Raw genomic sequence first — 22,138 nt, forward strand, 5'->3', positions numbered from 1 at the left:
TACGCACCTGTTAGAGATAGCGCATCCACCGGGCACCGCTGGCCCGCTTGCGCGCGGCGAACCAGCGCGTCGCTAGCCACAGCGGCGGCGCCAGCACCGCGGCGATCAGCCACAGCCAGGCGACGGACGGGACGTCGGGCAGGTCGGCGGTGGCCACGCCCGCCGCCCTTGCCGCGACGATCCGCACGATGTGGAGGACGTAGAGGTGGAGGATATAGAAAAACAGCGGCGCGCCGCCGAGCACGGCCAGCCAGCGCCCTGCCCGTTCCGGCCACGCCGCCAGCAGCAGCGCACCGATACCAAGCGTCAGCAGCAGGAAATCGAGCGAGGGCGGGTATTTGGTGACGTTGAGCAGGCTCATCACCGTCGCGAGCGGGGTATCGCCGACCTGCCACGGATGGGGATCGCCATAGCCGTTCAGCCCGCGAACGACGGCGAAGGCGACCAGCGCTGCCACACCGCACAGCCGCAGCCGACGCGTGCGCACCGCCGCTGGCGTGTCCGCCGCAAACCATGGCCCGATCGCATAGCCGAGCGCGATCACGCCGATCCACGGCAGCACCGGATAGGAGGTCCGCGCCCGCGCCCCCTCCCACAGGTCGATATAGCCGCGATCGTGGAGGATCGCCCACAGGGCATGGCCGGGCTGGCCGTCGGCGATGGCGACCGGATCGAGCAGGTTGTGGCCGACGACGATGATCCCGCCGATCGCGGCAATCCACGCGCGCGGCAGGTGGACGAGCGCGGCGAGTGCGATCATCGACCAGCCGATCGCCCAGATCACCTGCAGGAACAACGTCGTCGGCGGCCAGACGAAGGTCCAGGCGAAACCGATGACGGTCAGTTCGAGGACGATCAGGAACAGCCCGCGCTTGAGCAGGAACGCCGAGGTCGCCGCCGCCGGCCGCCGCGCGCCATACAGCCATGCGGCCAGCCCGGTGAGCGCGACGAAGACCGGCGCACACAGATGCGCTGCCAACCGCGTGAAGAACAGGCCGGGCGTCACCGCGGCAAGATCCATCGGATCGGCGACCTGATGGCCGTAGAAGAAGGTCTCGCGCGCGTGATCGACCAGCATCAGCAGCATGACGAGCCCGCGCAGGCCGTCGATCGATCCGATACGGACGGCGGTTGCGGCGGTGCTGGCAGGGGCGCGGAGGGGCGAAGCGAGCGTGTCGGTCGTCATTATCCCGCGCTATGATATAGCATTACTCCAAGATCAACCTTGGGATCGGTGCTTGCCTCCCGCCCCCCGCGGGCGTTAACCGCGCTGTCGCAAGCAGCTACCCGGAGTGATCCCGATGAAGACCCGTGCCGCCGTCGCGTTCGAGGCGAAGAAGCCGCTCGAGATCGTCGAGCTCGATCTGGAAGGGCCGAAGGCTGGCGAGGTGCTGGTCGAGATCATGGCGACCGGCATCTGCCACACCGACGCCTATACCCTCGACGGGCTGGACAGCGAAGGGTTGTTCCCAAGCGTACTGGGCCACGAGGGCGCGGGGATCGTGCGCGAGGTGGGCGCGGGCGTCACCAGCGTCGCACCCGGCGACCACGTCATCCCGCTCTACACGCCCGAATGCCGCCAGTGTAAATCCTGCCTCAGCGGCAAGACCAACCTGTGCACCGCGATCCGCGCAACGCAGGGCAAGGGGCTGATGCCCGACGGCACGACGCGGTTCAGTTACAAGGGGCAGCCGATTTTCCATTACATGGGCTGTTCGACCTTCTCGAACTTCACCGTCCTGCCCGAGATCGCGGTGGCCAAGATCCGGCCCGACGCGCCGTTCGACACCAGCTGCTACGTCGGCTGCGGCGTCACCACCGGGGTGGGTGCGGTCGTCCACACCGCCAAGGTGCAGCCGGGCGACACCGTCGTCGTCTTCGGGCTGGGCGGCATCGGCCTCAACGTCATACAGGGCGCGAAGCTCGCCGGCGCGAAGATGATCGTCGGCGTCGACATCAATCCCGACCGCGAGGACTGGGGCCGCCGCTTCGGCATGACCCATTTCGCCAACCCCCGGCAGGTCGGCGATATCGTCGCCCATATCGTCCAGCTCACCGACGGCGGCGCCGACTATAGCTTCGACGCGACGGGCAACACCGACGTGATGCGGCAGGCGCTGGAATGCTGCCATCGCGGCTGGGGCACGAGCATCGTCATCGGCGTCGCCGAGGCGGGCAAGGAGATCAGCACTCGCCCGTTCCAGCTGGTGACGGGACGCAACTGGCGTGGCACCGCATTCGGCGGCGCGCGCGGGCGCACCGACACGCCCAGGATCGTCGACTGGTATATGGACGGCATGATCCAGATCGACCCGATGATTACCCACCGGCTGACGCTGGACGAGATCAACAAGGGGTTCGACCTGATGCACGCGGGCGAAAGCATCCGCAGCGTCGTGATCTATTGAGGGCACGCCCCCATACTGGCGTCATGCCGGGCGTCGTCCGGGGTGACGCGCCGGTCCGGACCGGCGTGCACGGACCGCAACGATAAACAGGAGAGTGACCATGTTCAGCCATGTGATGATCGGCACCGACGATATGGACGCGTCGAAGGCCTTCTATGACGCGACGCTCGGTGCGCTCGGCATCAAGCCGGGGCGGAGCGATCCGCTGGGCCGCACCGTCTATATGAACGACGGCGGGCGGCTGATCCTGACCAAGCCGATCAACGGCGAGCCCGCCTGCCATGCCAATGGCGGGACGATCGGCTTCGCCGCCGCCTCTCCCGAGGCCGCCGAGGCGTGGCATACCGCGGGGCTGGCCGCGGGCGGCACCGCGATCGAGGACGCGCCGGGCGTGCGCCAGTCGCCGTTCGGGCCGCTGTTCCTCGCCTATCTGCGCGATCCGGCGGGCAACAAGGTGTGCGCAATGCACCGCGTCGCCGCCTGATGACCGATGCGGCGCGCGCGCTGGTCCTGACGCTGACCTGCCAGGACCGGGTCGGGATCGTCGCGGCGGTGTCCGGCGCGCTCGCCGGCATCGACGGCTTCATCCTCGACAGCCAGCAATATGCCGATCTGGAGACGGGCCGCTTCTTCATGCGCGTCGTCTTCACCGGCGGTGGCGCCCGCTTCCCGGACGATCCCGCGGCGGTCCGCGCGGCGCTGGCGCCGGTCGCGGCGACGTTCGGTTTCGACTGGGACCTCAACGCCAGCGACGACCGGCCGCGCGTGCTGATCGCGGTGTCGAAGGGCTCGCATTGCCTCAACGATTTGCTCCACCGCTGGCAGACGGGCACGCTGCCGGTCGAGATCGTCGGCGTGTTGTCCAACCACGACGCGCTGCGCCCGCTGGTGCAATGGCACGGCCTGCCCTGGCATCACCTGCCGGTCACCGCCGACACCCGCGACGATCAGGAGGCGGCGATCGTCGCGCTGATGGCGGAGACGCGCGCCGATTATCTCGTGCTCGCCCGCTACATGCAGGTGCTCGGCCCGCGGCTGGTGGCGGCGGTCGAGGGGCGGTGCATCAATATCCACCACAGCTTCCTGCCCGGCTTCAAGGGCGCGCAGCCCTATCACCGCGCGCATGCCCGCGGCGTCAAGCTGATCGGCGCGACCGCGCATTTCGTCACCGGCGAACTCGACGAGGGGCCGATCATCGAACAGGCGGTCGAGCGCGTCGATCACCGCGCGAGCATCGACGACCTCATCCGCATCGGCCGCGACATCGAATCGCAGGTGCTCGCCCGCGCCGTCGCATGGGTCGGCGAACGGCGCGTCTTCCTCAACGGCAACAGGACATTGGTGTTCAGATGACGATCGACACGGTTTCGACCGCGGCCGCCTATGGCGGCACGCAGGGCGTCTACACCCACGCCTCGACCGCGACGGGGACGCCGATGACCTTCTCGGTCTACGTGCCGCCGCACGAAGAGGGCGCCCGGCTGCCGATGGTCTGGTATCTGTCGGGCCTCACCTGCACCCACGCCAACGTCACCGACAAGGGCGACTATCGCCGCGCCTGCGCCGAGCTGGGGCTGATCTTCGTCGCGCCGGACACCTCGCCGCGCGGCGAGGGCGTGGCGGACGATCCCGCCTATGATTTCGGACAGGGTGCGGGCTTCTACGTCGATGCGACGCAGGCGCCGTGGACGCCGCATTTCCGCATGTGGTCCTACGTCACCGAGGAACTGCCGGCGCTGATCGGCGAACACTTTCCCGCCGACATGGCGCGCCAGTCGATCATGGGCCATTCGATGGGCGGGCATGGCGCGCTGACCATCGGACTGACCTTTGCCGACCGCTTCCGGGCGGTGTCGGCGTTCGCGCCGATCGTCGCGCCCTCGCAGGTGCCGTGGGGCGAAAAGGCGCTCGGCGGCTATCTCGGCGCGGATCGCGCGGCATGGCGCGCGCACGACGCGGTGACACTGATCGAGGACGGCGCGCGGGTGCCGGCGCTGCTGGTCGATCAGGGCGAGGCCGACCAGTTCCTCGCCGAACAGCTGAAGCCCAGTCTGCTCGGCGATGCCTGCGCCGCGGCGGGGATCGACCTGACGCTGCGAATGCAGCCGGGCTACGACCACAGTTACTATTTCATCGCGACGTTCATGGCCGATCACCTGCGCTGGCACGCGGAGCGGCTGGGGTAACCCCGAGGGCGTCAGGCCGGCTTCGCCAGCATCTTTTCCGCGCTGGTCTTCACGAATTCGGCGATCGGGCCGGACATCATCGCGAGCATCATCGGCACCTTGACGGTGCCGCCGACGTTCGCCTCGCCGACGATCATCTCGGCCGCGACCTTCTGGCCCATCGCGACGATCGCCAGCGCGAGCGTATCCGGCCCGGTCCAGTCCGCCTCCACCGTGCCGCCGCCGGGGATGTGCTGCGCCAGCTTGGGCAGCCCCGCCTCGATCCGGCGGCGTGCCTCGTCCTTGCCGAGGCCGTGGGGGATGTCGAACGGGATATTGGCCATGATGGTCCTTCTTCTGTCAGCGGCGGGTGATGGTGATATCGCCTGCCTTGCCCTGGTCGGGCAAGGTGAAGCTGAGCGTTCTCGCGGTCGCATCCACCTGCGCCGCCACGGTGCGGCGCGCCGCCGATACCGCACCAGCGCCCGTCCAGCCATGGACGACGACGCGCAGCTGCTTCCACCACGGTGCATAGCGGCCCTGCCGCGCCGCGAAGCGCAGCGTCATGCCGGTGTCGTAGATCTGGCAGGTGATCGCCTGCCGCAGGAAGGCGCCGCGGGTATAACCCATCGAATGGCCGTCGTCGGCGTACAGATCGCCGCGGCAGTCGCCGCCGGGATAGACGTCGAGCTGCAGCGGCCCGTCCGGCACCTGCGCGGTGCTCTGCACCAGCGGCTGGCGTGGCAGGATCGTGCCGGCACGCACGAACACCGGCAGCGTCTCGATCCGCGGCGTCACCGTTACCCGGTCGCCGAGCACCGTCGCCTGGCCCGTCGCCTGCGTCGCCGACTGGATCTGCCCCGGCCCGGTCTGCTCCTGCGGCACGCCGGCGCGCTGGCCGGTCCAGTAATCGTACCAGCCGCCCGCCGGCAGGCAGACGTCGTAATCGCGCGGCTGTTCGGGGTTGGGCGCGGGCGCGACGAGCAGCGAACGGCCGAGCGTGAACGTCCAGGACTGGTCGCACGACATGCGCATCGCCGACGGATAATCGTAGAAGACCGGGCGCAGGATCGGATCGCCGGTGCGCGCATTCTGCTCGGCGAGCGCGTAGAGATAGGGCATCAGCCGGTAGCGCTCCTCGATGAAGCGGCGGCGGATGGCGAGATGGTCTGGCGTACCGACCCATGGCTCGACGCGCGGTGTCCCCTTGGCACTGTGGTTGCGGAACACCGGGTAGAAGGCGCCGATCTGATACCAGCGGGTCAACAGGTCGGCGCCCGGCCCGCCCGCGAAGCCGCTGACGTCGGCGGCGCCATAGGAGAACCCCGACAGACCGAGGTTGATGATCTGCTGGATCGACAGCTTGAGGTGATCCCAGGTCGCCAGATTGTCGCCCGTCCACGTCACCGAATAGCGCTGGCCACCGGCATAGCTCGCCCGGGTCATCACGAACGGCCGCTCGTCGGGCGCGAGCTTGCGCAGGCCGTCGTAGGTCGCGCGGGTATTTTCCATGCCGTAGACGTTGTGAATCTCGGCATGCGTCGCGGTGCGGCGGGCGAAGTCGTCGCTGACGATGCGGTGGACGACGTCGTCGGGCATCGTCTTGGTCGGCGTTTCGAAGATCGCCGGCTCGTTCATGTCGTTCCATGCGCCGGCGACGCCCATCTTCACCTGTTCGGCGAACAGTCCGCCGAACCAGTCGCGCGTCTTCGCCTGGGTGAAGTCGGGGAACACCGACGGGCCGGGCCAGACCGGCGCGACATAGACCGAACCGTCGGCGCGGCGGACGAATTCGTCGCGCTTCGTGCCCTCGTCATAGGGCGCATACCCCTGCCCCTCCGCCCGGGCGATGTGCATGTCGGTGATCGTCACCACCTTGAAGCCCTGCTGCTTCAGCGCGCCGATCATCCCTTTCATGTCGGGAAACGCTTTGGTGTCGACGGTGAACGGCCGGTTGCGATCCTGCCAGTCGATGTCGAGCCACAGCACGTCGGTCGGCACGCGCTCCTGCCGCAGCCGCGCCGCGACGCCGCGCAACTCGTCGGCGGTCATGTAGCTGTAGCGCGACTGCTGGTAGCCCAGCGCCCATTGCGGCGTCAGCGGCGCCTTGCCGGTGAGGTCGGTATAGCGACGCACCACGTCGGCGGTCGTCGGCCCGGCGATGAGGTAATAATCGACCGGCCCGTCGGGACCGCCGAAGCTCAGCTCCCGGTCGTTGCGATGGCCGAAGTCGAACCACGTCCGCCAGCTGTTGTCGAGGAACAGGCCATAGCTGCCCCCTGCCCCGCCTACCCCGATATAGAAGGGGATCGATTTGTAGATCGGATCGTCGCCGCTGCCGAAGCCATAGGCGTCGGTGTTCCAGTGGACGAAGCTCTTGCCGCGGCGGTCGAGCCCGCCGGTCTTGTCGCCCATGCCGAAATAATGCTCGGCCTGCGGCATCGCCTTCTTCAGCGTGAACGCCTTGCCGTCGTACGCGATTGGTGCGACGTCCTCGGAGATGAGCGTGCCGGCGAGATCCTCGACACGCAGCCGGCCGTCGGCGAGGAAGCGGACCCGCATCGCATTGGTCGCGAAGCCGTCGGCGGCGGGGATGACGGCGACGTGCTGCGCGCGCGTCGCCTTGTCGACCGCCCAGCTCGCATCCTCGGGCATCGCGCCGCCGCGGGCGATGCGCACGCGCAGGATGCTGTCGGTCAGCGCGACGACGCGGACGGTCGCGTCGCCCTGCCGCGCCTCGGCGCCGTCGGCACGCGCGGTTACCTGCGCCTGCGCGCCGGCGGGCATGGCGATCGTGGCAAGGGCGGTCATGGCCAGCAGCGTGGTCGCGCGCATCATCGTGTCTCTCCCGGTCTCGTTGACCGGGGCTGTGCGCAGTCGCCCGCGCGGCGTCAATCGACCGGGCCAGGGCATACGTATGCAGCCCCCGATGACGTCACCGCCTACGAGGAGGTGACGAAACCGCCGCGCCTCGCTAAGGCGCGCGCATGACCGAGATCACGCCCCAGATCGTCGCCGACCACGGCCTGTCCACGCAAGAATATGAGCGCGTCCTGTCCGCGCTGGGCCGCACGCCGAACCTTGTCGAACTCGGCATCTTTTCGGTGATGTGGTCCGAGCATTGCAGCTACAAGTCGAGCCGCATTCACCTCAAGAAGCTGCCGACCGAAGGCCCGCAGGTGATCTGCGGGCCGGGCGAGAATGCCGGCGTGATCGACATCGGCGACAATCAGGCCGCGATCTTCAAGATGGAGAGCCACAACCACCCGTCGTATATCGAACCCTATCAGGGCGCGGCGACCGGGGTCGGCGGCATCCTGCGCGACGTGTTCACGATGGGCGCGCGGCCGGTCGCCAACATGAACGCGCTGCGCTTCGGATCGCCGACCCATCCCAAGATGCGGCACCTCATCAGCGGCGTCGTTCACGGCATCGGCGGCTACGGCAATTGCGTCGGCGTGCCGACGGTGGGCGGCGAGGTCAACTTCCACCCCGCCTATGACGGCAATATCTTGGTCAATGCGATGACCGTCGGCGTCGCCGATCAGGACAAGATCTTCTATTCCGCCGCATCGGGCATCGGCAATCCGATCGTCTATGTCGGGTCGAAGACCGGCCGCGACGGCATCCACGGCGCGACGATGGCGTCGGCTGACTTCAGCGAGGATGCCGACGCCAAGCGCCCGACCGTGCAGGTCGGCGACCCGTTCACCGAAAAGCTGCTGATCGAGGCGTGCCTCGAATTGATGGCGACCGACGTGATCGTCGCGATCCAGGACATGGGCGCCGCCGGCCTCACCTCGTCCAGCGTCGAGATGGCATCGAAGGGCGGCGTCGGCATCGAACTGGTCATGGACGACGTGCCGCAGCGCGAAACCGGCATGACGCCGTACGAGATGATGCTCTCCGAATCGCAGGAACGCATGCTGATGGTGCTGAAGCCCGGCCGCGAGGCGGAGGCGGAAGCGATCTTCACCAAGTGGGAGCTCGACTTCGCGGTGATCGGCCACGTCACCGATACCGAGCGGATGGTGCTGAAGTGGAAGGGCGAGGTCGTCTGCGACATCCCCCTGGGGCCGCTCGCCGACGAGGCGCCGCTATACGATCGCCCGCACGTGCCGACGCCGCCGCCCGCGCCGCTGGAGAATGTGCCGGAGAGCGACGACATCGCGCGCGACCTGCTGGTGCTGATGGGATCGCCGGACATCGCCAGCCGCCGGTGGATCTGGGAGCAATACGACCACATGGTCGGTGCCGACACGGTGCAGGCGCCGGGCGGCGACAGCGCGGTGGTCCGCGTCCACGGCACCGACAAGGCGCTGGCGATCACCACCGACTGCACCCCGCGCTATTGCTTCGCCGACCCTATCGAGGGCGGCAAGCAGGCGGTGGCCGAGGCGTGGCGCAACCTGACCGCGGTCGGCGCGACGCCGCTGGCGATCACCAACTGCCTCAACTTCGCCAACCCGCAGCGGCCCGAGATCATGGGCCAGATCGTCGGCTGCCTCGACGGCATGGCGCAGGCGTGTCGCGCCCTCGACTTCCCGATCGTCAGCGGCAACGTGTCGCTCTACAACGAATCGAAGGCGACCGGCAGCGGCAGCGCGATCCTGCCGACCCCGGCAATCGGCGGCGTCGGCCTGCTCAAGGACTGGACGAAGAACGCGACGATCGCGTTCAAGGGCACCGGCGACATGATCCTCGTCGTCGGCACGCGCGGCGGCCATCTCGGCCAGTCGCTGTTCCTGCGCGAATGCCATGGCCGCGAGGAAGGCCCGCCGCCGCCGGTCGATCTCGACGCCGAGCGCCGGGCAGGCGACCTGATCCGTATCGCGATCGCCGAAGGACAGCTGTCCGCCGTGCATGACGTCTCCGACGGCGGCATCGCGGTGACCATCGCGGAGATGGCGCTGGCCGGCGGGATCGGCGCGATGATCGACCGCAAGCAGCCCTTTGGCTGCGCGCGCTCCTTCTTCGCCGAGGACCAGGGCGTGTACGTCGTCACCGTGCAGGACCATGCGCTGCTCGACTTCCTCGGCGCGGCGCATGCCGCCGGCGTCGAGGCGGAGCCGCTCGGGCGGACCGGCGGCAAGCGACTGATCTTCGAGCGGCCCGACCGCGACGACGTGGTGGCGCTGGATGCGCTGCGGACCGCACACGAGGAATTCTTTCCGAAGCTGATGGGCGTGGTGGCGTAACGGAACGCGAGCGGCGGCGCCTGATTGCGACGAACCGTTCGCCGGCGACTGCGAATCAGTCGCATAATGACTTGCGAGCGCCTCGCATTAGCCCTACCAAAGGGGCGAAGCGAAGGAGCATCCATGGTCGTCTGCGTCTGCAATGCCATTCGGGAATCCCAGGTTCGCGCCGCCGCGCGCAGCGGCTGCATGACGGCTTGCCAGGCGTATCAATCGCTTGGCTGCCAGCCGAAATGCGGACAATGCACCGTGGTAGCGCGAGCCATTATCGATACGGAACGCGCTGCTGCATAACGTTCGCACTTCGTAAAAACCGCAGAAAACCGCCATTTTTGGGGTTGCCGCCCCCATGGTTTGACGCCTAGATCGGACCCGTAACGGACGATCCGAAAGGTGTTGGAGTCATGGCGATGAAGGGCGACCCGCGGGTCATCGAATTCTTGAACGAAGCGCTCAAGAACGAACTGACCGCAATCAATCAATATTGGCTCCATTACCGGATGCTTGACCATTGGGGCGTCTACAAGCTCGCCCAGTATGAGCGGATGGAATCGATCGACGAGATGAAGCATGCCGACTGGCTGTCGGAGCGCATCCTGTTCCTCGACGGCCTGCCGAACTTCCAACTGCTCGGTCGCCTGCGCATCGGCGAAACCGTCGAGGAGGTGTTGAAGTCCGATCTTGCGATGGAGATGGAAGCGGTCGTCCAGCTGAAGGGCGCGATCGCCTATTGCGAAGAGGTCAAGGACTATATCAGCCGCGACCTGTTCGCGCGCATCCTCGCCAGCGAGGAAGAGCATGTCGATACGCTCGAGCGGCAGTTTGAGATGATTGAGCGGATGGGGATGCACAATTACGTGCAGCTTAATTCGATCAGCGAGCATGATTCGCCCAAATCGGGCGCGGCGCCGCACCTGTAACGGCGCGCATTCACCGAACGACGTAGCCCATCCCCTGCCCGCGGTCGCGCCGCCGGCGGGGGATGGGTGGCAGACCGGATGCGGCTTTGCGATCGTCGATCCGCGGGCCAAGGCGCCCCCCGCGTCCCGGTTTCGACCGACACGCAATGGTGTACGGCGCGAACGTGTTGCCGCCGCCAGCGTCCCCCCCCCTCCCCATCGACGCGATTTGTCCGCCGGGAGGAAAATCGCGCAATGCCTTGATCCCGTACAGTTATCGATCCTTCCGGCATCGATGCGCGAAGATCAGGCTACCCATATCGGCGGAATCGGCCCTGCAACGAAAGACCGCATTAAGTCGCGGTCGGCGACCTGTCGCGCAGGAGGTCGCAATGCAACATCGTCTACCAGTCTCCGACCTGAAACTGGGCATGTATATCGTGTCCATCGACGGGTCCTGGCTCAGCAATCCTTTCTGGCGGACGCGGTTTCGCCTGACCAATAGTGCCGACATCGCCCGTTTGAAGAATGCGGGCATCGATACGGTCGTGATCGACGACACGCTGGGCATCGGGCTCGTCGTGCCGATCGCGCCGGGCGAGTCGGGCGAGCCGGGCGAGCCGGACGACGGGGCGAGCGAAGCGGACGATGCCGCGCCGGCCGGTCCGCCGCTGGTCGTCGAGCGCCGTGCGAAGCCGCGCACCCGCCGCCCCGTCAGCGAGGTCGATCGCGCGCGCGAGACGGTCGAGCGGTCGAAGGTCGCGGTGATGAGCATGTTCGGCGAGGCGCGGCTGGGCCGGGTCGTCAGCATCGATGCCGTGGTGCCGCTGGTCGACGAGATCGCCGCCTCGATCAAGCGCGACCGCTCCGCCATCCTCAACGTCGCACGGCTGAAGGACAAGAACGAATATACCTACATGCATTCGGTCGCGGTCTGCGCCCTGATGATGACGCTGGCACGCCAGATCGGCCTCGACGAAGCCGAGGTGCAGCAGGCGGGGCTCGCCGGGCTGTTGCACGACATCGGCAAGATGACGGTGCCCGAGGATGTGCTCGACAAGCCCGGCGCGCTCGATGCCGAGCAGCGCCGGATCATCGAGGAGCATCCGCAATCGGGCCATCTGCTGCTCAGCGACATCGGCACGGTGTCGCAGGTCGCGCTCGACGTGTGCCTCCACCACCACGAACGGGTCGACGGCACCGGCTATCCCTTTGGCCTGACGCAGCAGCAGCTCAGCCTCTATGCGCGTATGGGCGCGATCTGCGACGTCTATGACGCGGTGACCTCCGAACGCCCCTACAAATCGGCGTGGCCGCCGGCGGTGGCGCTGGCGCGGATGAGCGGCTGGGACGGCCATTTCGACCCGCAGCTGCTGCACGCCTTTACCGTCGCGATCGGCATCTTTCCGATCGGCAGCCTCGTCCGGCTCCATTCCAACCGGCTCGCGATCGTCATGACCGGCGATCCGGACGCGCCGACGTCGCCGGGGGTGCGCGCCTTCTTCAACGTCGTCGATGCCGCGTTCGACCGGATCGCCGACGTCGCGACGCACAATGCGGCCGGGGGAGACCCGATCATCCGTGGCGAGCGCGGCGACGCCTGGTTCGGCGACGACTGGCCGACCCTGCGCGACCGCGTGCTGGCGGGGGCGCCGCTCGGCGAACTGACGGCGCGCTTCAGCGCCACGGGCCTCGGCCATGACGACAGGCGGAGCGTCGCATAATGGCCGGCCCCGCCCTCGCCAAAACCGCCACCCGCCTGTCGGCGTGGCTGCGCCCGCCGCGGCCCGCCGCGCCGGCGGAGGTCGTGCCCCATGTCTGCGTCCGCCGGCGGATCTACGACGATATCGGCGATTTCCTGCTGGCGTACGACCTGGAGCTGAACGAGCATAACTTCGCGATCGCCAGGGCCTATCTGTCCGGCGATCCCAAGATCGGCCACAGGATCGACCAGCTGCTGCGCACCCCCGGCGCGCTGACCGACACCGCGTTCGCCGCGATCGGACGCCCCGGCGCGAGCGGCGTCGAGCCCGACTATGTCGTCGACATCGCGCGGCAGCTGAACCTCAATCTGGAGGAATGCCTGCGGATCGTGCACGCCTCCTCGACATCGGGCGTCGCCTATCGCGCGGTCATCGAATCGGTCGAGACGATCGCGGTCAGCGACCCCGAACGCGCCTTCACGCAGATGATCGCGCTGACCCACCGCGTCCTCGACGGCACCCGCGTGCTCGAGGAGCAGCTGGAGGGCGCCCGGCGCGAAACCGAGCGGCTGCGCGGCAACCTGCAGCGCGCGCGCCGCGATGCGGACCGCGATCACCTGACCGGCCTGCCCAACCGGCGGGTCTTCGAACGCCTGCTCGACGCGATCCCGCCGGACGACGCCGCGGTGCCGCATTGCGTCGCGCTGTGCGACATCGACGATTTCAAGGCGATCAACGATCAGCACGGCCACGAAACCGGCGACCGGGTGCTGCGCTTCATCGCGCGGTTCCTGCGGACCGCGCTCGGCCGCGAGGCGCGTCTGGCGCGCTATGGCGGCGAGGAATTCGCCTGCCTGTTCGAGGGGATGAACGTGCATCAGGCGCGCGACATGCTCGACCTCGCGCGCGAACGCCTGCAGGCGCGATCAATCGCCAGTCGCGACGATGGCACGCCGATCGGCCATGTCACCTTCTCCGCCGGGCTGGTCCGCATCACCGGCGATCCGCGCGCCGCCGTCCGCCACGCCGACGACGCGCTCTATCAGGCGAAACGGTCGGGCAAGAATCAGGTCGCCATCGGAGCGCAGGCGCACCGGCCGCAGGCGCAGGCGCAGGCAGCATGACCGGCATGGCGATGCGCACAGGAACGCTACCGGTTTTCAGACCACCCGCGCCGTCGGCGGCCGGCCGGTCAGATAGGCGGATGCCGGCGCGTCGAACGGGAACCCGGCCGAGGTGGCGCGGGCAAGGATGCGGCGGATCGCGCTATAGCTCTGCTCGCTGACCTCGACCGCCTGCGGCGTGTTCATCCACCCCGCCGACACGACCAGCCCCTGCGGCGTGCGCAGGACGGCGCGATCGGGGCCGGTGATGTCGGCGAGCCGGCGCCGCACCGTCGTTTCGGGCATGTTGAGCGTCCGCGCGATCGCGCTCAGCCGCACTGCATGCGCGGGGCCGAACGCATCCGGCGCGGCCTCGACCCGCATGCAGATCGATCCGTCCTCCTCGTACCGCAGCGCATTCGCGTGCAGGATCGTCGAGAAGAGCACGAGGTCGACGGCATCCCGGTGCACCGCCCGGTTGCTGTCGGCCGTGCCGAGCATCAACGCGACCGCGGCCTGCACCCCGTCGATCGCCGTGAACTGTCGGCCCCCCGCGGCGGGCGGCAGGTCCAGCGCCCGGAAGAGCGCGCAATCGTCAACGAACCGCACGAATGCATCGTGCGTCAGCCCGAGCAGCGCCGCGATATCCGGCTGCGTCCAGGCCGCGGGCGCGACGGTCAGCCCGGCCTTGCTCCGCGTGCAATATCCGCCGTCGACGAGCGCAAAAGCGTGGCGCCGGACGGTTTCGAACGGGCGGTTGAGCGACAGCGCCGCGGAATGAACCGAGATCGCGCCGCCGCGGTCCGTACCGGACAGGCTGGCGCTGACGATCAGCGAGAAGATCGCGAACCGCTCCACATCGCCGCCGAAACAGCGCAGCCCGCCGCCGACGATCGTGGTCTGGAGGTCGGCGAGCAACCGGGTCAGTCGCCTGACCGGCAGAATGGGTGGTGCGGGGGTCGACGCCATGGCTGAATGGCCCATCGCTAGCGACTCGTCGCGGTGCCGCCAATTCATCGACCGCCAAAATGGGTATATTGCCCGATCCGGCCGTATCGCGCCGCGACCGCAATGGCGCGGGGTTGCACATCGAAGGGTCGCGGCTAGGCTGCCGACCGATGCGGGGGATCGTGATCTTGGCCGCGGTGGTCGCCTGTTGGGCGACCCCGGCAGCGGCGGATGAGCCGGACGGATTGCAGGATCGCGTCGCCGCGCTGCTGCGACAGGCGGGGCCCGGCACCCGCTTCGGGCTGGTCGTGCTGGACGATGCGGGGCGCGAGATCGTCGCGATCGCGCCCGACGACCGCTTCGTCCCCGCCTCCAACACCAAGATCTTCACCACCGCCGCCGCCCTCGACGCGCTCGGCGACCTGACCGGGCCGGATATTGCGGCCGGTGCGGCGGTGCGGCTGGAGGGCGAGGACGTGGTGCTGGAAGGGCATGGCGACGCACGCCTGTCCAGCGCCGCGGATTGCGTGCGCGACTGCCTCGCGACGCTCGCCGATGCGGTCGCCGCGCGCCGGCGGACGGTACGCCACGTCGTCGGTGACGACAGCCTGTTCCCCGACCAGCGCTGGAGCCCCGGCATGAGCTGGAACAACATCGGTACGCGCTCGGGCACCGCGACCTCGGCGCTGACGCTCGACGACAACGAATGGCGCGTGACGGTGACGCCGAACCCGGCGGGCCGCGGGCCGGCGACGGTCGCGGCCCTGCCCTATCTCGCGATCGACAATCGCGTCGACACCGGCCCGCGCACGCAGATCGCGTGGGACCGGATGCCGGGCAGCCGCACGGTGCGGATCACCGGCACGGTCGCGGCGGCGGAGACGCTACGGCTCGGGATCGACGATCCGGCCGATTACGCCGCGTGGCGGCTGAAGGCCCTGCTGGAGGCGCGCGGCGTACGCGTCACCGGCGCGGTGCAGGTGCGGCATCGCAGCCTTGCCCCCGGTGACGATCCGGCCGCCCGCGGCGGCGCCCCGGTCGCACAGGCGCCGACGCCGGCACCGCTCGCCCGCACCGTGCCGCCGCCGCTGATCGATGATCTGGCCCTCACCAATAAGGCGAGCCAGAATTTGCACGCGGAATTGCTGCTGCGTCGGATCGGGCGGGTGACGGGGAGCGGGTCGATCGCGGACGGCCAGGCGCGGGTGGCGGACATGCTGACGCGGGCGGGCGTCGAGCGCTGGCGCTACGATCTCGCCGACGGATCGGGCATGTCGAGCTACAACCGGGTCTCGCCGCGCGGTGTCGCGCGCTTCCTGCGCTGGACGCTGGCGCAAGGCTGGGGCGCGGCGTGGCGGGCGACGCTGCCGGTGGGCGGGGTCGACGGCACCCTGCGACGGCGGTTCGCCGGAACCGCGCTGGCGGGGACGCTGTTTGCCAAGACCGGGACGCTCAACGCGGCGTCCGCCCTGTCGGGCTTCATGACCGCGCGCAGCGGCCGGACGTTGGTGTTCGCCAGCTATGCCAACGATATGCCCGCCGACGGATCGGCCAGCGCCGCGGTCGACGCCGCATTGTTGCTGATCGCCGGCGAACGATAGGGCCAATCGCCATTCAGCCCTGACCGCCGGCACACGGCGGTTTCTGAAGGTCGATCGGCCCCGGGCGGGCGGCCCGGAAGCCGCCGCCCGCACCGTCACATCAACGGCACTTCACGTTGCCGCGATCGATCGACCGCCCGAGCACCGCGCCACCGCCGGCGCCGAGCAGTGTGCCGAGCGTACCGCCGCCGACCAGATTGCCGAGCACGCCGCCGCCCAATGCACCGACGACGAGGCCGGTGGTGCCGTCGTTGCGCTTGCAATAGGCGCGGCCGTCGCGGCCCTTGTAGATGCGGTCGTTACGGCCGAGGCGACGCTCGCGATGCTTGCCGGAGCGATAATGCTGCGAGGGTTCCCAGTTGCGCCCGTTGTCGCCCTGCCAGCGATAGTCGCCACGCTGCGCGACGGCGGCATCCATCGTCACGGGCGATGCCATCGCCACGGCGGCCAGAACGGCGAGCAATCCGGTCTTCATCGGTGATCCTCCTGCACAATGATGCAGGATAACCGAGGCGGCCGGATTTGGTTGCGATGGCTGACCTATTTCGCCGGCGTACCGGGCTTCGCCTTTGTCTTGACCAGCCAGGGCTTGACGAGGCCGGTCGGGCGCGGGGTGCCGGTGAGGCGGCGCGCGGCGACGAGCCGGATCGGGCGGAGCAGCATCTGCCCGCCCATGCCGCCGCCGGTCGGCAGCGCGAGGATGCGCTTCACCACCGGCATGCCCGATACGACATGGCCGAAGGCGGCATAGCCGGGGTAGCTGCCCTTGGCGTCCATGCTCGGCATCGCACCGACGGTGATGAAGAAATTGCCGCCCGCCGATCCCGCCTCCGCCCGGCGCGCCATCGATATGGTGCCGTCGAGATGCTTGACCCCGGTCATCGCGGTCGTTTCGAGCGGGAACGGCGGGAGGATGCGCCGCGCATCGGTGCGGATGCCGCCCTGGATGAAGCCATAGGTCGGCGCGCTGCGATTGCGGGCCGCACGGTAGAAGCTCATCCCGTCGAATCGCCTGTCGTCGACATAGCCCATGAAATTGGCGACCGTCCGGGGCGCCCGCCGCGCCTCCAGCGCGAGCACGATCGGCCCATAGGGCGTGTCGAGCCGCACGCGGACGATCGCGGGGTCGCGCGGGGCGGCGGCGGGAGCGGCGCTGGCCAGCGCTGCGGCTGCGAGCAGGATCATCGAAAGGCGCATGGCCGATATCGCTATGCGGATGGCCGGCGGCGCGCAACCACCTCGTTTCCGGTGATGGTAGCGCTATGATTGTGTGAGACGAACGCTGGATTGCATATTTTGCAATTGCTCGAACCCGTGCTGCGGTGCACAAAGACCGTGCCTTTCAGGCATCCTCTCCTAAAAACTTTCCGGCCGGTCTTTGACCGGCCTTTTTTTTGGGCGCGATCCGGCGTACAGCGGCGATGCCCAGAACGCGCCGTCAATGAGATATAGACGGAGTGGAGCCCGCCGGTAAGACCGGCACCGGCGCGTTGGGGCGCGGGGGATCGAGTCCACCGGCGTATCCGGATTCTCCCCCGCGGTTCCCATTCCGACGACGGCTCCGGAGCGTCCGCATGCACATCGGCATCCTCGAAACCGGCGCGCCTCCGGGCGATCTCGCCAGCGCACATGGCGACTACCCGTTCATGGTCGCGCGGCTGCTCGGCACCGACCACCTCTACACCCGCTATGACGTGCGCGCCGGCGCCCTGCCCGGCGACGTGGCGGAATGCGACGCCTATGTCGTCACCGGGTCGCCCGCGGGCGTCAACGACGGGCTCGGCTGGGTCGACGCGCTCGCCGCATTCCTGCGCGCCGCGCGCGGACGGCGGCGGCTGATCGGCATCTGTTTCGGGCATCAGGCGATCGCGCATGCCTTCGGCGGCACCGTCGCCAAGGCACCGCAAGGCTGGGGCCTGGGGCTGACCCGCTACGATCTCGCCGCACCGGTGGCGGGGCTGGACGGGCGCGTCGCGGCGATGGCATCGCATCAGGATCAGGTGACGCAGCCCCCGGCGGGCGCGCGGGTGCTCGCGTCGAACGGCTTCACCCCCTGCGCCGCACTCGCCTATGCCGATGGCGATGCGCTGACGCTGCAATTCCACCCGGAGTTCGACGCGGATTACGGCCGCGCGCTGATCGGCGCGCACACCGCGCCCGATATCGGCGAGTCCCTGCGCGCGACGGCGACGCGCTCGCTCGACGGACGCAGCGACAATGCGGCGATCGGCGCGTGGCTCAACCGCTATCTGGCGACCGGCTCGGCGGACTGAGCGCGATCGAAGGCGGCGATCACCGCCTCGCCGACCGTGGGACGCAGCGCGAAGATGCCGCTGTCGCGATGGCGGGTCGGATGGACGCGGTTGGTCAGCAGCGTCCAGGCCAGCCCGCGATCCATGTCGATCCACAGGCCGGTGCCGGTGAAGCCGGTATGGCCGATCGTCGCATCCGAACAGGCATCGCCGCCCGGCCAGCCGGCAAAACGCCGTTCCCAACCGCAGGTGCGGTGGCCGTGCTGCCGCGCGAGGATCGCATCCAGCATCGCCGGCGACGCGCCGCTGCCGTCGAGCAGGCCCTGCGCCGCGTCGAGCACGCCATCGACGGTGCCGAACAGCCCGGCATGGCCCGCGGCACCGCCGAGCGCGGCGGCGTTTTCGTCATGCACCTCGCCGCGCAGGACCCGCCCGCGCCATGGGCATGCCTCGGTCGCGACCGCGGGGCCGGGCGGCGGACCATAGCCGAGCCCCGGCGGCAGCGGCCAGCCGTCGAGCCCCCTCCCCGTGATCCGCTCGATCGCGATGCCGAGCAGGATGAAGTTGATGTCCGAATAGACCGGCGGCCCGGCCCGCCAAGCGCGCTGCAACACGAAGGCGCGCAGCCGCTGCGGATCGTCGCCATAGGTGTAGATCGGCGCGACCGCGGGCAGATGGGTGACATGCGACAGGCAGTCGCGAAAGGTCAGCCGCCGCTCCGCCGCATGATCGACGTCATATTGGCGCAGGTCGGGGATAGCGTCGGTCAGCGGCCGGTCGAGGCCGATCCGCCCCTGATCCGCCAGCGTCAGAATCATCGTCGTCGTCGCGAGCACCTTGGTCAGCGAGGCGAGGTCGAACCAGTGCGCGCGGGTGAGCGGTTCGGGCGCAGGAAGCAGCGCCGCCTGCCCCGCCACGCTTACCGCGCGCGCGCCCTCGCGGGTGACGAGCTCCAATGTCGCCCCCGGCAGCCGCCCGTCGGCGACCGCCGCGGCGACGGGTGCGAAGGCATCGGCCAGCACCGGTTCGATCATGCCGCCGCATCCCGTGGCCGCAGCCGCGTCACCCACGGCAGCAGGGGGATCGCGGCGAGGCTGAGCGCACCCGACAGCAGGAAGAAGCCGTCATAGCCGATCCGTGCCTGCATCGACCCGGAGGCCCCGGCGAGCAGTCGCGGCAACAGGAAGGCGAAGCCGGAGAGGAAGGCATATTGCGCGCCCGCATGGCGCGGATGGACGAGCATCGACAGATAGACGACGAACACCGCGCCGGCGAAGCCGTTGCCGAACTGGTCGAGCGCGGTGGCGGTATAGAGCACGAGCGTCCCCGCCGGCCGGTGCGCCAGCCAGACGAAGCCCCAGTTGCCGATCGCCGCGAGCAGCGCGCCGAGCGCGAGCGTCCAGCCCCGCCGCCAGCGCGTCACCAGCCAGCCGCCCAGCGCCACCCCCGCCATGCTCGCCGCCAGCGCGACGACGCCATCGGCGATGCCGATCGCGCGCAGGCTGTAGCCCGCCGCCTTGACCAGCGGCTTCGACAAGGTGAGCGCGAGCACGTCGCCCATCCGGTACAGCGACACGAAGGCGAGCACCGCCAGCGCGCCATAGCCGTAGCGCCAGAACACATCGACATAGGGCCCGATCGCCGCCGACCGCCGCAGCGGATCGTCGGCCTGCGCCCGGCGGATTCGCGGCAGCGCGAGCGCCATCGCCACGAACGGCAGCAGGCAGAGCGCGAGCACGACCGGGGTCACGTTGCTGCGCGCGTCGATCCCGGCCGAGGCCGCGGCGCCGAGCACCAGCCAGCCGACGATTGCGCTCGCCGCGGCGACGACGAGCAGGATCGCGACGCTGGCCAGCAGGCCGGTCGCGAGCGCGACGCCGCGCCCACCGCCGCTATCCGGATCGGGCCGCATCGCCGCGAGGATCGGGAACGGCGCGAAGGCGGCGACCGCGATCAGCAGATAGGCCGCGGTCCAGCCGGCGCCATCGGCGACGATCAGCGCGCCGCTGCCCGCCGCGACCATCGCGCTGCGATAGCCCCACAGGTTGGCGGCGACGATCGGGCCCTGCTCCGCCGCGCTCGGGGCGATCTCGATCCGCCACGCATCGGCAGCGACCTCCAGCGTCGTCGTCCAGAACGCCAGCAGCACCGCCGCCAGCGCGGTCAGCGGCAGGCTCCGGTCGCCGCTGTTCGCCGCGAGCGCGACGAGCGAGGTGGCGATGCCGAGCTGCGCCAGCATGATCCAGCCGCGCCGCTTGCCCCAATAGCGTCCGAACCCCGGCACCGCGACGCGGTCGAGCAGCGGCGCCCACAGGAACTTGCACGTCGGCAGCAGCGTGATCCAGGCGAAGAAGCCGATCACCACCAGCCCGACGCCATGCTGCGTCAGCCGCAGCGCGAGCACGGTCGAGAACATGTAGAAGGGCAAACCCGCCGAAAAACCGAGCAGCCCGAACAGCAGCAGCCGCGCCGGCGCACGGTCGGGGCCGGTGGTGGATGGCAGTCTATCGTGGGAAGCAACGCTGGCTGGGGGCATGGGGCGATCTGCGGGGGACGATGGCGGATCGTCCGCCGGGACGCGCCGTCAGTCAATCACGGGATCGGCATGCGCCGCGATGCGGGTCCTTAGATCCCCGCCATTCCGCCATGATCTCGGCCAAAGTCACCGCCACCATCTCCCAGACACCGGCTTCGCTCCATCGCCGGAACCGGCGATAGATAGTGTTCCAGCTCCCGTATTTGGGCGGCACGTCGCGCCACGGCGCACCGCATTAAAGCCGCCAGAGTATACCATTGATGATGGAGCGGTTCTGTTCGGGAGGTCTGCCCCGGCCCCGGTTCTTGCGCTCGATCGGCAGCAAGCCCTTCAGGATGCGCCATTCAGCCTCGGTAAGATCGCCTCGGCTCAAGTCCGCCTCCAAAAGGCAGCGTTGAATCAACCGCCGATCGGAACGTCAACGTGGAAAGGCTTGCCTCGTGCTTGTGGATCCCAGCCATCCGACAAAGCGGACCTGACTGCCTCTTCCAACTCAGCTTGGTGAACTTGCGGCCGATGTCGGTTGCCGCGCGCACGCTGAGCGGCCCTCTTCGGCATAGGGAACTGAAGAAGTAGCTCACGGCCGCCTGCATCGGCAGCGCGCACAGCAACCTGCATGCCTTGCCAGCCATCAACCGTACACCATTGCGGCTCACGGCGTAGCTCCCACTCGTAATTGTCCCCCTCCATAGCAAACGAGCCGGTCAAGGTGCGGGTTGGCAACATGCGCGCAGGCTATCAAGTCGTCAGCGCGTTACCAGCCTGTTTCATCGCCGTGGCGCGTCCACCATTTTGTCCACGCCGCCCAGGCCACGTTCCAGAGCAGCAGCATGGACGTCGCGACGAACCAGATCACCATCATCGCAGGATCGCGCGGGCGATCGCGTCGATCAATGGCCCGCGGGCTTGCGGCCGAAGCCGCCGCCGGCGGGACGGCGCGAGACGAGCGGATTGGCCTCTCGCTCCAGCAGGCCGAGCGTTTCGAAGAACAGCGGGCGCAGCCGCACGACATGCTCCAGCGCCTCCTCGCAGCTGTCCTGCCGCTCGACGCAGTCGCGCGCGATCTCCTCGATCGTCTCGGCGAGCGTCGCCAGCGGCTCGGCACCGAACTGGCGCGATTCGCCCTTCAGCGTGTGGGCGGGGATGACCATCGCGGCGGCGCTGTTGCTGCGCATCGCCTGTTCGATCGCCGCGACCGATTTGACGCCGTCCTCGCGGAAATAGCCGAGGATGCGCACGAACCCGGCGCCGAGCTCGCTCCGCGCCTTCGCGAAGGCCGCCCAATCCACCAACGTGCTGCCTTCGAACGACACTGCCATCTCCCC

Annotated in this window: 20 protein-coding genes and 1 pseudogene; 11 read left to right on the forward strand and 10 right to left on the reverse strand. The window is 68.9% G+C overall.

Annotated features, from left to right (window positions below):
• Positions 1-10: 10 nt before the first annotated feature.
• Entirely contained in the window at positions 11-1,186 is a 1,176-nt protein-coding gene (locus tag AC1RTO_RS11210; protein WP_493160938.1) for an acetyltransferase domain-containing protein, read from the reverse strand.
• Positions 1,187-1,301: 115 nt separating this feature from the next.
• Here AC1RTO_RS11210 and AC1RTO_RS11215 point away from each other — a divergent pair, with 115 nt between their 5' ends.
• The 4 genes from AC1RTO_RS11215 (at position 1,302) to fghA (ending at position 4,594) form a co-directional block, all read left to right on the forward strand.
• A complete protein-coding gene (locus AC1RTO_RS11215; RefSeq protein WP_493160939.1) occupies positions 1,302-2,408 on the forward strand; it encodes an S-(hydroxymethyl)glutathione dehydrogenase/class III alcohol dehydrogenase in 1,107 nt (368 codons plus the stop codon).
• A gap of 100 nt (positions 2,409-2,508) precedes the next feature.
• A complete protein-coding gene (locus tag AC1RTO_RS11220) occupies positions 2,509-2,892 on the forward strand; it encodes a VOC family protein (protein WP_493160940.1) in 384 nt (127 codons plus the stop codon).
• Positions 2,892-3,761, forward strand: a complete 870-nt coding sequence (gene purU / locus AC1RTO_RS11225) for a formyltetrahydrofolate deformylase (protein ID WP_493160941.1) — start codon at positions 2,892-2,894, stop codon at positions 3,759-3,761. Before AC1RTO_RS11220 ends, purU begins: the two co-directional genes overlap by 1 nt.
• Positions 3,758-4,594 (forward strand): S-formylglutathione hydrolase, encoded by an 837-nt coding sequence (gene fghA / locus AC1RTO_RS11230; protein ID WP_493160942.1) that lies wholly within the window; start codon positions 3,758-3,760, stop codon positions 4,592-4,594. The genes purU and fghA overlap by 4 nt, the downstream gene beginning before the upstream one ends.
• 11 nt (positions 4,595-4,605) lie before the next feature.
• Here fghA and AC1RTO_RS11235 read toward each other — a convergent pair whose 3' ends face one another.
• Together AC1RTO_RS11235 and AC1RTO_RS11240 are read right to left on the reverse strand one after the other, a co-directional pair.
• Positions 4,606-4,917: a polyhydroxyalkanoic acid system family protein gene (locus tag AC1RTO_RS11235; protein ID WP_493160943.1), complete on the reverse strand. Its 312-nt coding sequence runs from the start codon at positions 4,915-4,917 to the stop codon at positions 4,606-4,608.
• 16 nt (positions 4,918-4,933) lie between these two features.
• Positions 4,934-7,411 (reverse strand): glycoside hydrolase family 31 protein, encoded by a 2,478-nt coding sequence (locus AC1RTO_RS11240; RefSeq protein WP_493160944.1) that lies wholly within the window; start codon positions 7,409-7,411, stop codon positions 4,934-4,936.
• 149 nt (positions 7,412-7,560) lie between these two features.
• Between AC1RTO_RS11240 and purL the strand changes: the two genes are divergently transcribed.
• From purL to AC1RTO_RS11265, 5 genes are all read left to right on the forward strand, one after another.
• Positions 7,561-9,771: a phosphoribosylformylglycinamidine synthase subunit PurL gene (gene purL, locus AC1RTO_RS11245; RefSeq protein ID WP_493160945.1), complete on the forward strand. Its 2,211-nt coding sequence runs from the start codon at positions 7,561-7,563 to the stop codon at positions 9,769-9,771.
• A gap of 123 nt (positions 9,772-9,894) precedes the next feature.
• Positions 9,895-10,065, forward strand: coding sequence for a (2Fe-2S)-binding protein (locus tag AC1RTO_RS11250; RefSeq protein WP_293872687.1), 171 nt, complete (start codon positions 9,895-9,897; stop codon positions 10,063-10,065).
• Between the two features lie 116 nt (positions 10,066-10,181).
• Positions 10,182-10,691 (forward strand): bacterioferritin, encoded by a 510-nt coding sequence (bfr, locus tag AC1RTO_RS11255; protein WP_493161203.1) that lies wholly within the window; start codon positions 10,182-10,184, stop codon positions 10,689-10,691.
• A 371-nt stretch (positions 10,692-11,062) separates the two neighbouring features.
• Positions 11,063-12,394 (forward strand): HD-GYP domain-containing protein, encoded by a 1,332-nt coding sequence (locus AC1RTO_RS11260; RefSeq protein WP_493160946.1) that lies wholly within the window; start codon positions 11,063-11,065, stop codon positions 12,392-12,394.
• Positions 12,394-13,497, forward strand: a complete 1,104-nt coding sequence (locus AC1RTO_RS11265) for a GGDEF domain-containing protein (protein WP_493160947.1) — start codon at positions 12,394-12,396, stop codon at positions 13,495-13,497. The genes AC1RTO_RS11260 and AC1RTO_RS11265 overlap by 1 nt, the downstream gene beginning before the upstream one ends.
• A 36-nt stretch (positions 13,498-13,533) precedes the next feature.
• On the opposite strand, the gene AC1RTO_RS11270 is transcribed toward AC1RTO_RS11265, so the two are convergent.
• Positions 13,534-14,445 (reverse strand): hypothetical protein, encoded by a 912-nt coding sequence (locus AC1RTO_RS11270; protein WP_493160948.1) that lies wholly within the window; start codon positions 14,443-14,445, stop codon positions 13,534-13,536.
• Positions 14,446-14,594: 149 nt separating this feature from the next.
• Here AC1RTO_RS11270 and dacB point away from each other — a divergent pair, with 149 nt between their 5' ends.
• The gene (dacB, locus tag AC1RTO_RS11275; protein WP_493160949.1) at positions 14,595-16,025 is read left to right on the forward strand and encodes a D-alanyl-D-alanine carboxypeptidase/D-alanyl-D-alanine endopeptidase; all 1,431 of its coding nucleotides are present in this window, start codon (positions 14,595-14,597) and stop codon (positions 16,023-16,025) included.
• 100 nt (positions 16,026-16,125) lie between these two features.
• Here dacB and AC1RTO_RS11280 read toward each other — a convergent pair whose 3' ends face one another.
• Both AC1RTO_RS11280 and AC1RTO_RS11285 read right to left on the reverse strand, forming a co-directional pair.
• Entirely contained in the window at positions 16,126-16,500 is a 375-nt protein-coding gene (locus AC1RTO_RS11280) for a glycine zipper 2TM domain-containing protein (RefSeq protein ID WP_493160950.1), read from the reverse strand.
• A 65-nt stretch (positions 16,501-16,565) separates the two neighbouring features.
• Positions 16,566-17,222: a peptidylprolyl isomerase gene (locus tag AC1RTO_RS11285; RefSeq protein WP_493160951.1), complete on the reverse strand. Its 657-nt coding sequence runs from the start codon at positions 17,220-17,222 to the stop codon at positions 16,566-16,568.
• Positions 17,223-17,599: 377 nt separating this feature from the next.
• On the opposite strand from AC1RTO_RS11285, the gene AC1RTO_RS11290 reads away from it, so the two are divergent.
• Entirely contained in the window at positions 17,600-18,298 is a 699-nt protein-coding gene (locus tag AC1RTO_RS11290; RefSeq protein ID WP_493160952.1) for a type 1 glutamine amidotransferase, read from the forward strand.
• Here the strand turns inward: AC1RTO_RS11290 and AC1RTO_RS11295 are convergent.
• From AC1RTO_RS11295 to AC1RTO_RS11310, 4 genes and pseudogenes are all read right to left on the reverse strand, one after another.
• A complete protein-coding gene (locus tag AC1RTO_RS11295) occupies positions 18,271-19,311 on the reverse strand; it encodes a serine hydrolase domain-containing protein (RefSeq protein WP_493160953.1) in 1,041 nt (346 codons plus the stop codon). The genes AC1RTO_RS11290 and AC1RTO_RS11295 overlap by 28 nt on opposite strands.
• Positions 19,308-20,813, reverse strand: coding sequence for an MFS transporter (locus AC1RTO_RS11300; protein ID WP_493160954.1), 1,506 nt, complete (start codon positions 20,811-20,813; stop codon positions 19,308-19,310). Before AC1RTO_RS11300 ends, AC1RTO_RS11295 begins: the two co-directional genes overlap by 4 nt.
• Positions 20,814-20,865: 52 nt before the next feature.
• Positions 20,866-21,216 (reverse strand): annotated as a pseudogene (locus tag AC1RTO_RS11305) (transposase).
• Between the two features lie 487 nt (positions 21,217-21,703).
• On the reverse strand, positions 21,704-22,132 hold the full coding sequence (locus AC1RTO_RS11310) for an Hpt domain-containing protein (RefSeq protein WP_293872679.1): 429 nt from the start codon (positions 22,130-22,132) through the stop codon (positions 21,704-21,706).
• Positions 22,133-22,138 lie beyond the last annotated feature (6 nt).

This window comes from Sphingomonas sp. GW821-FHT10F09 (genome assembly GCF_058809195.1).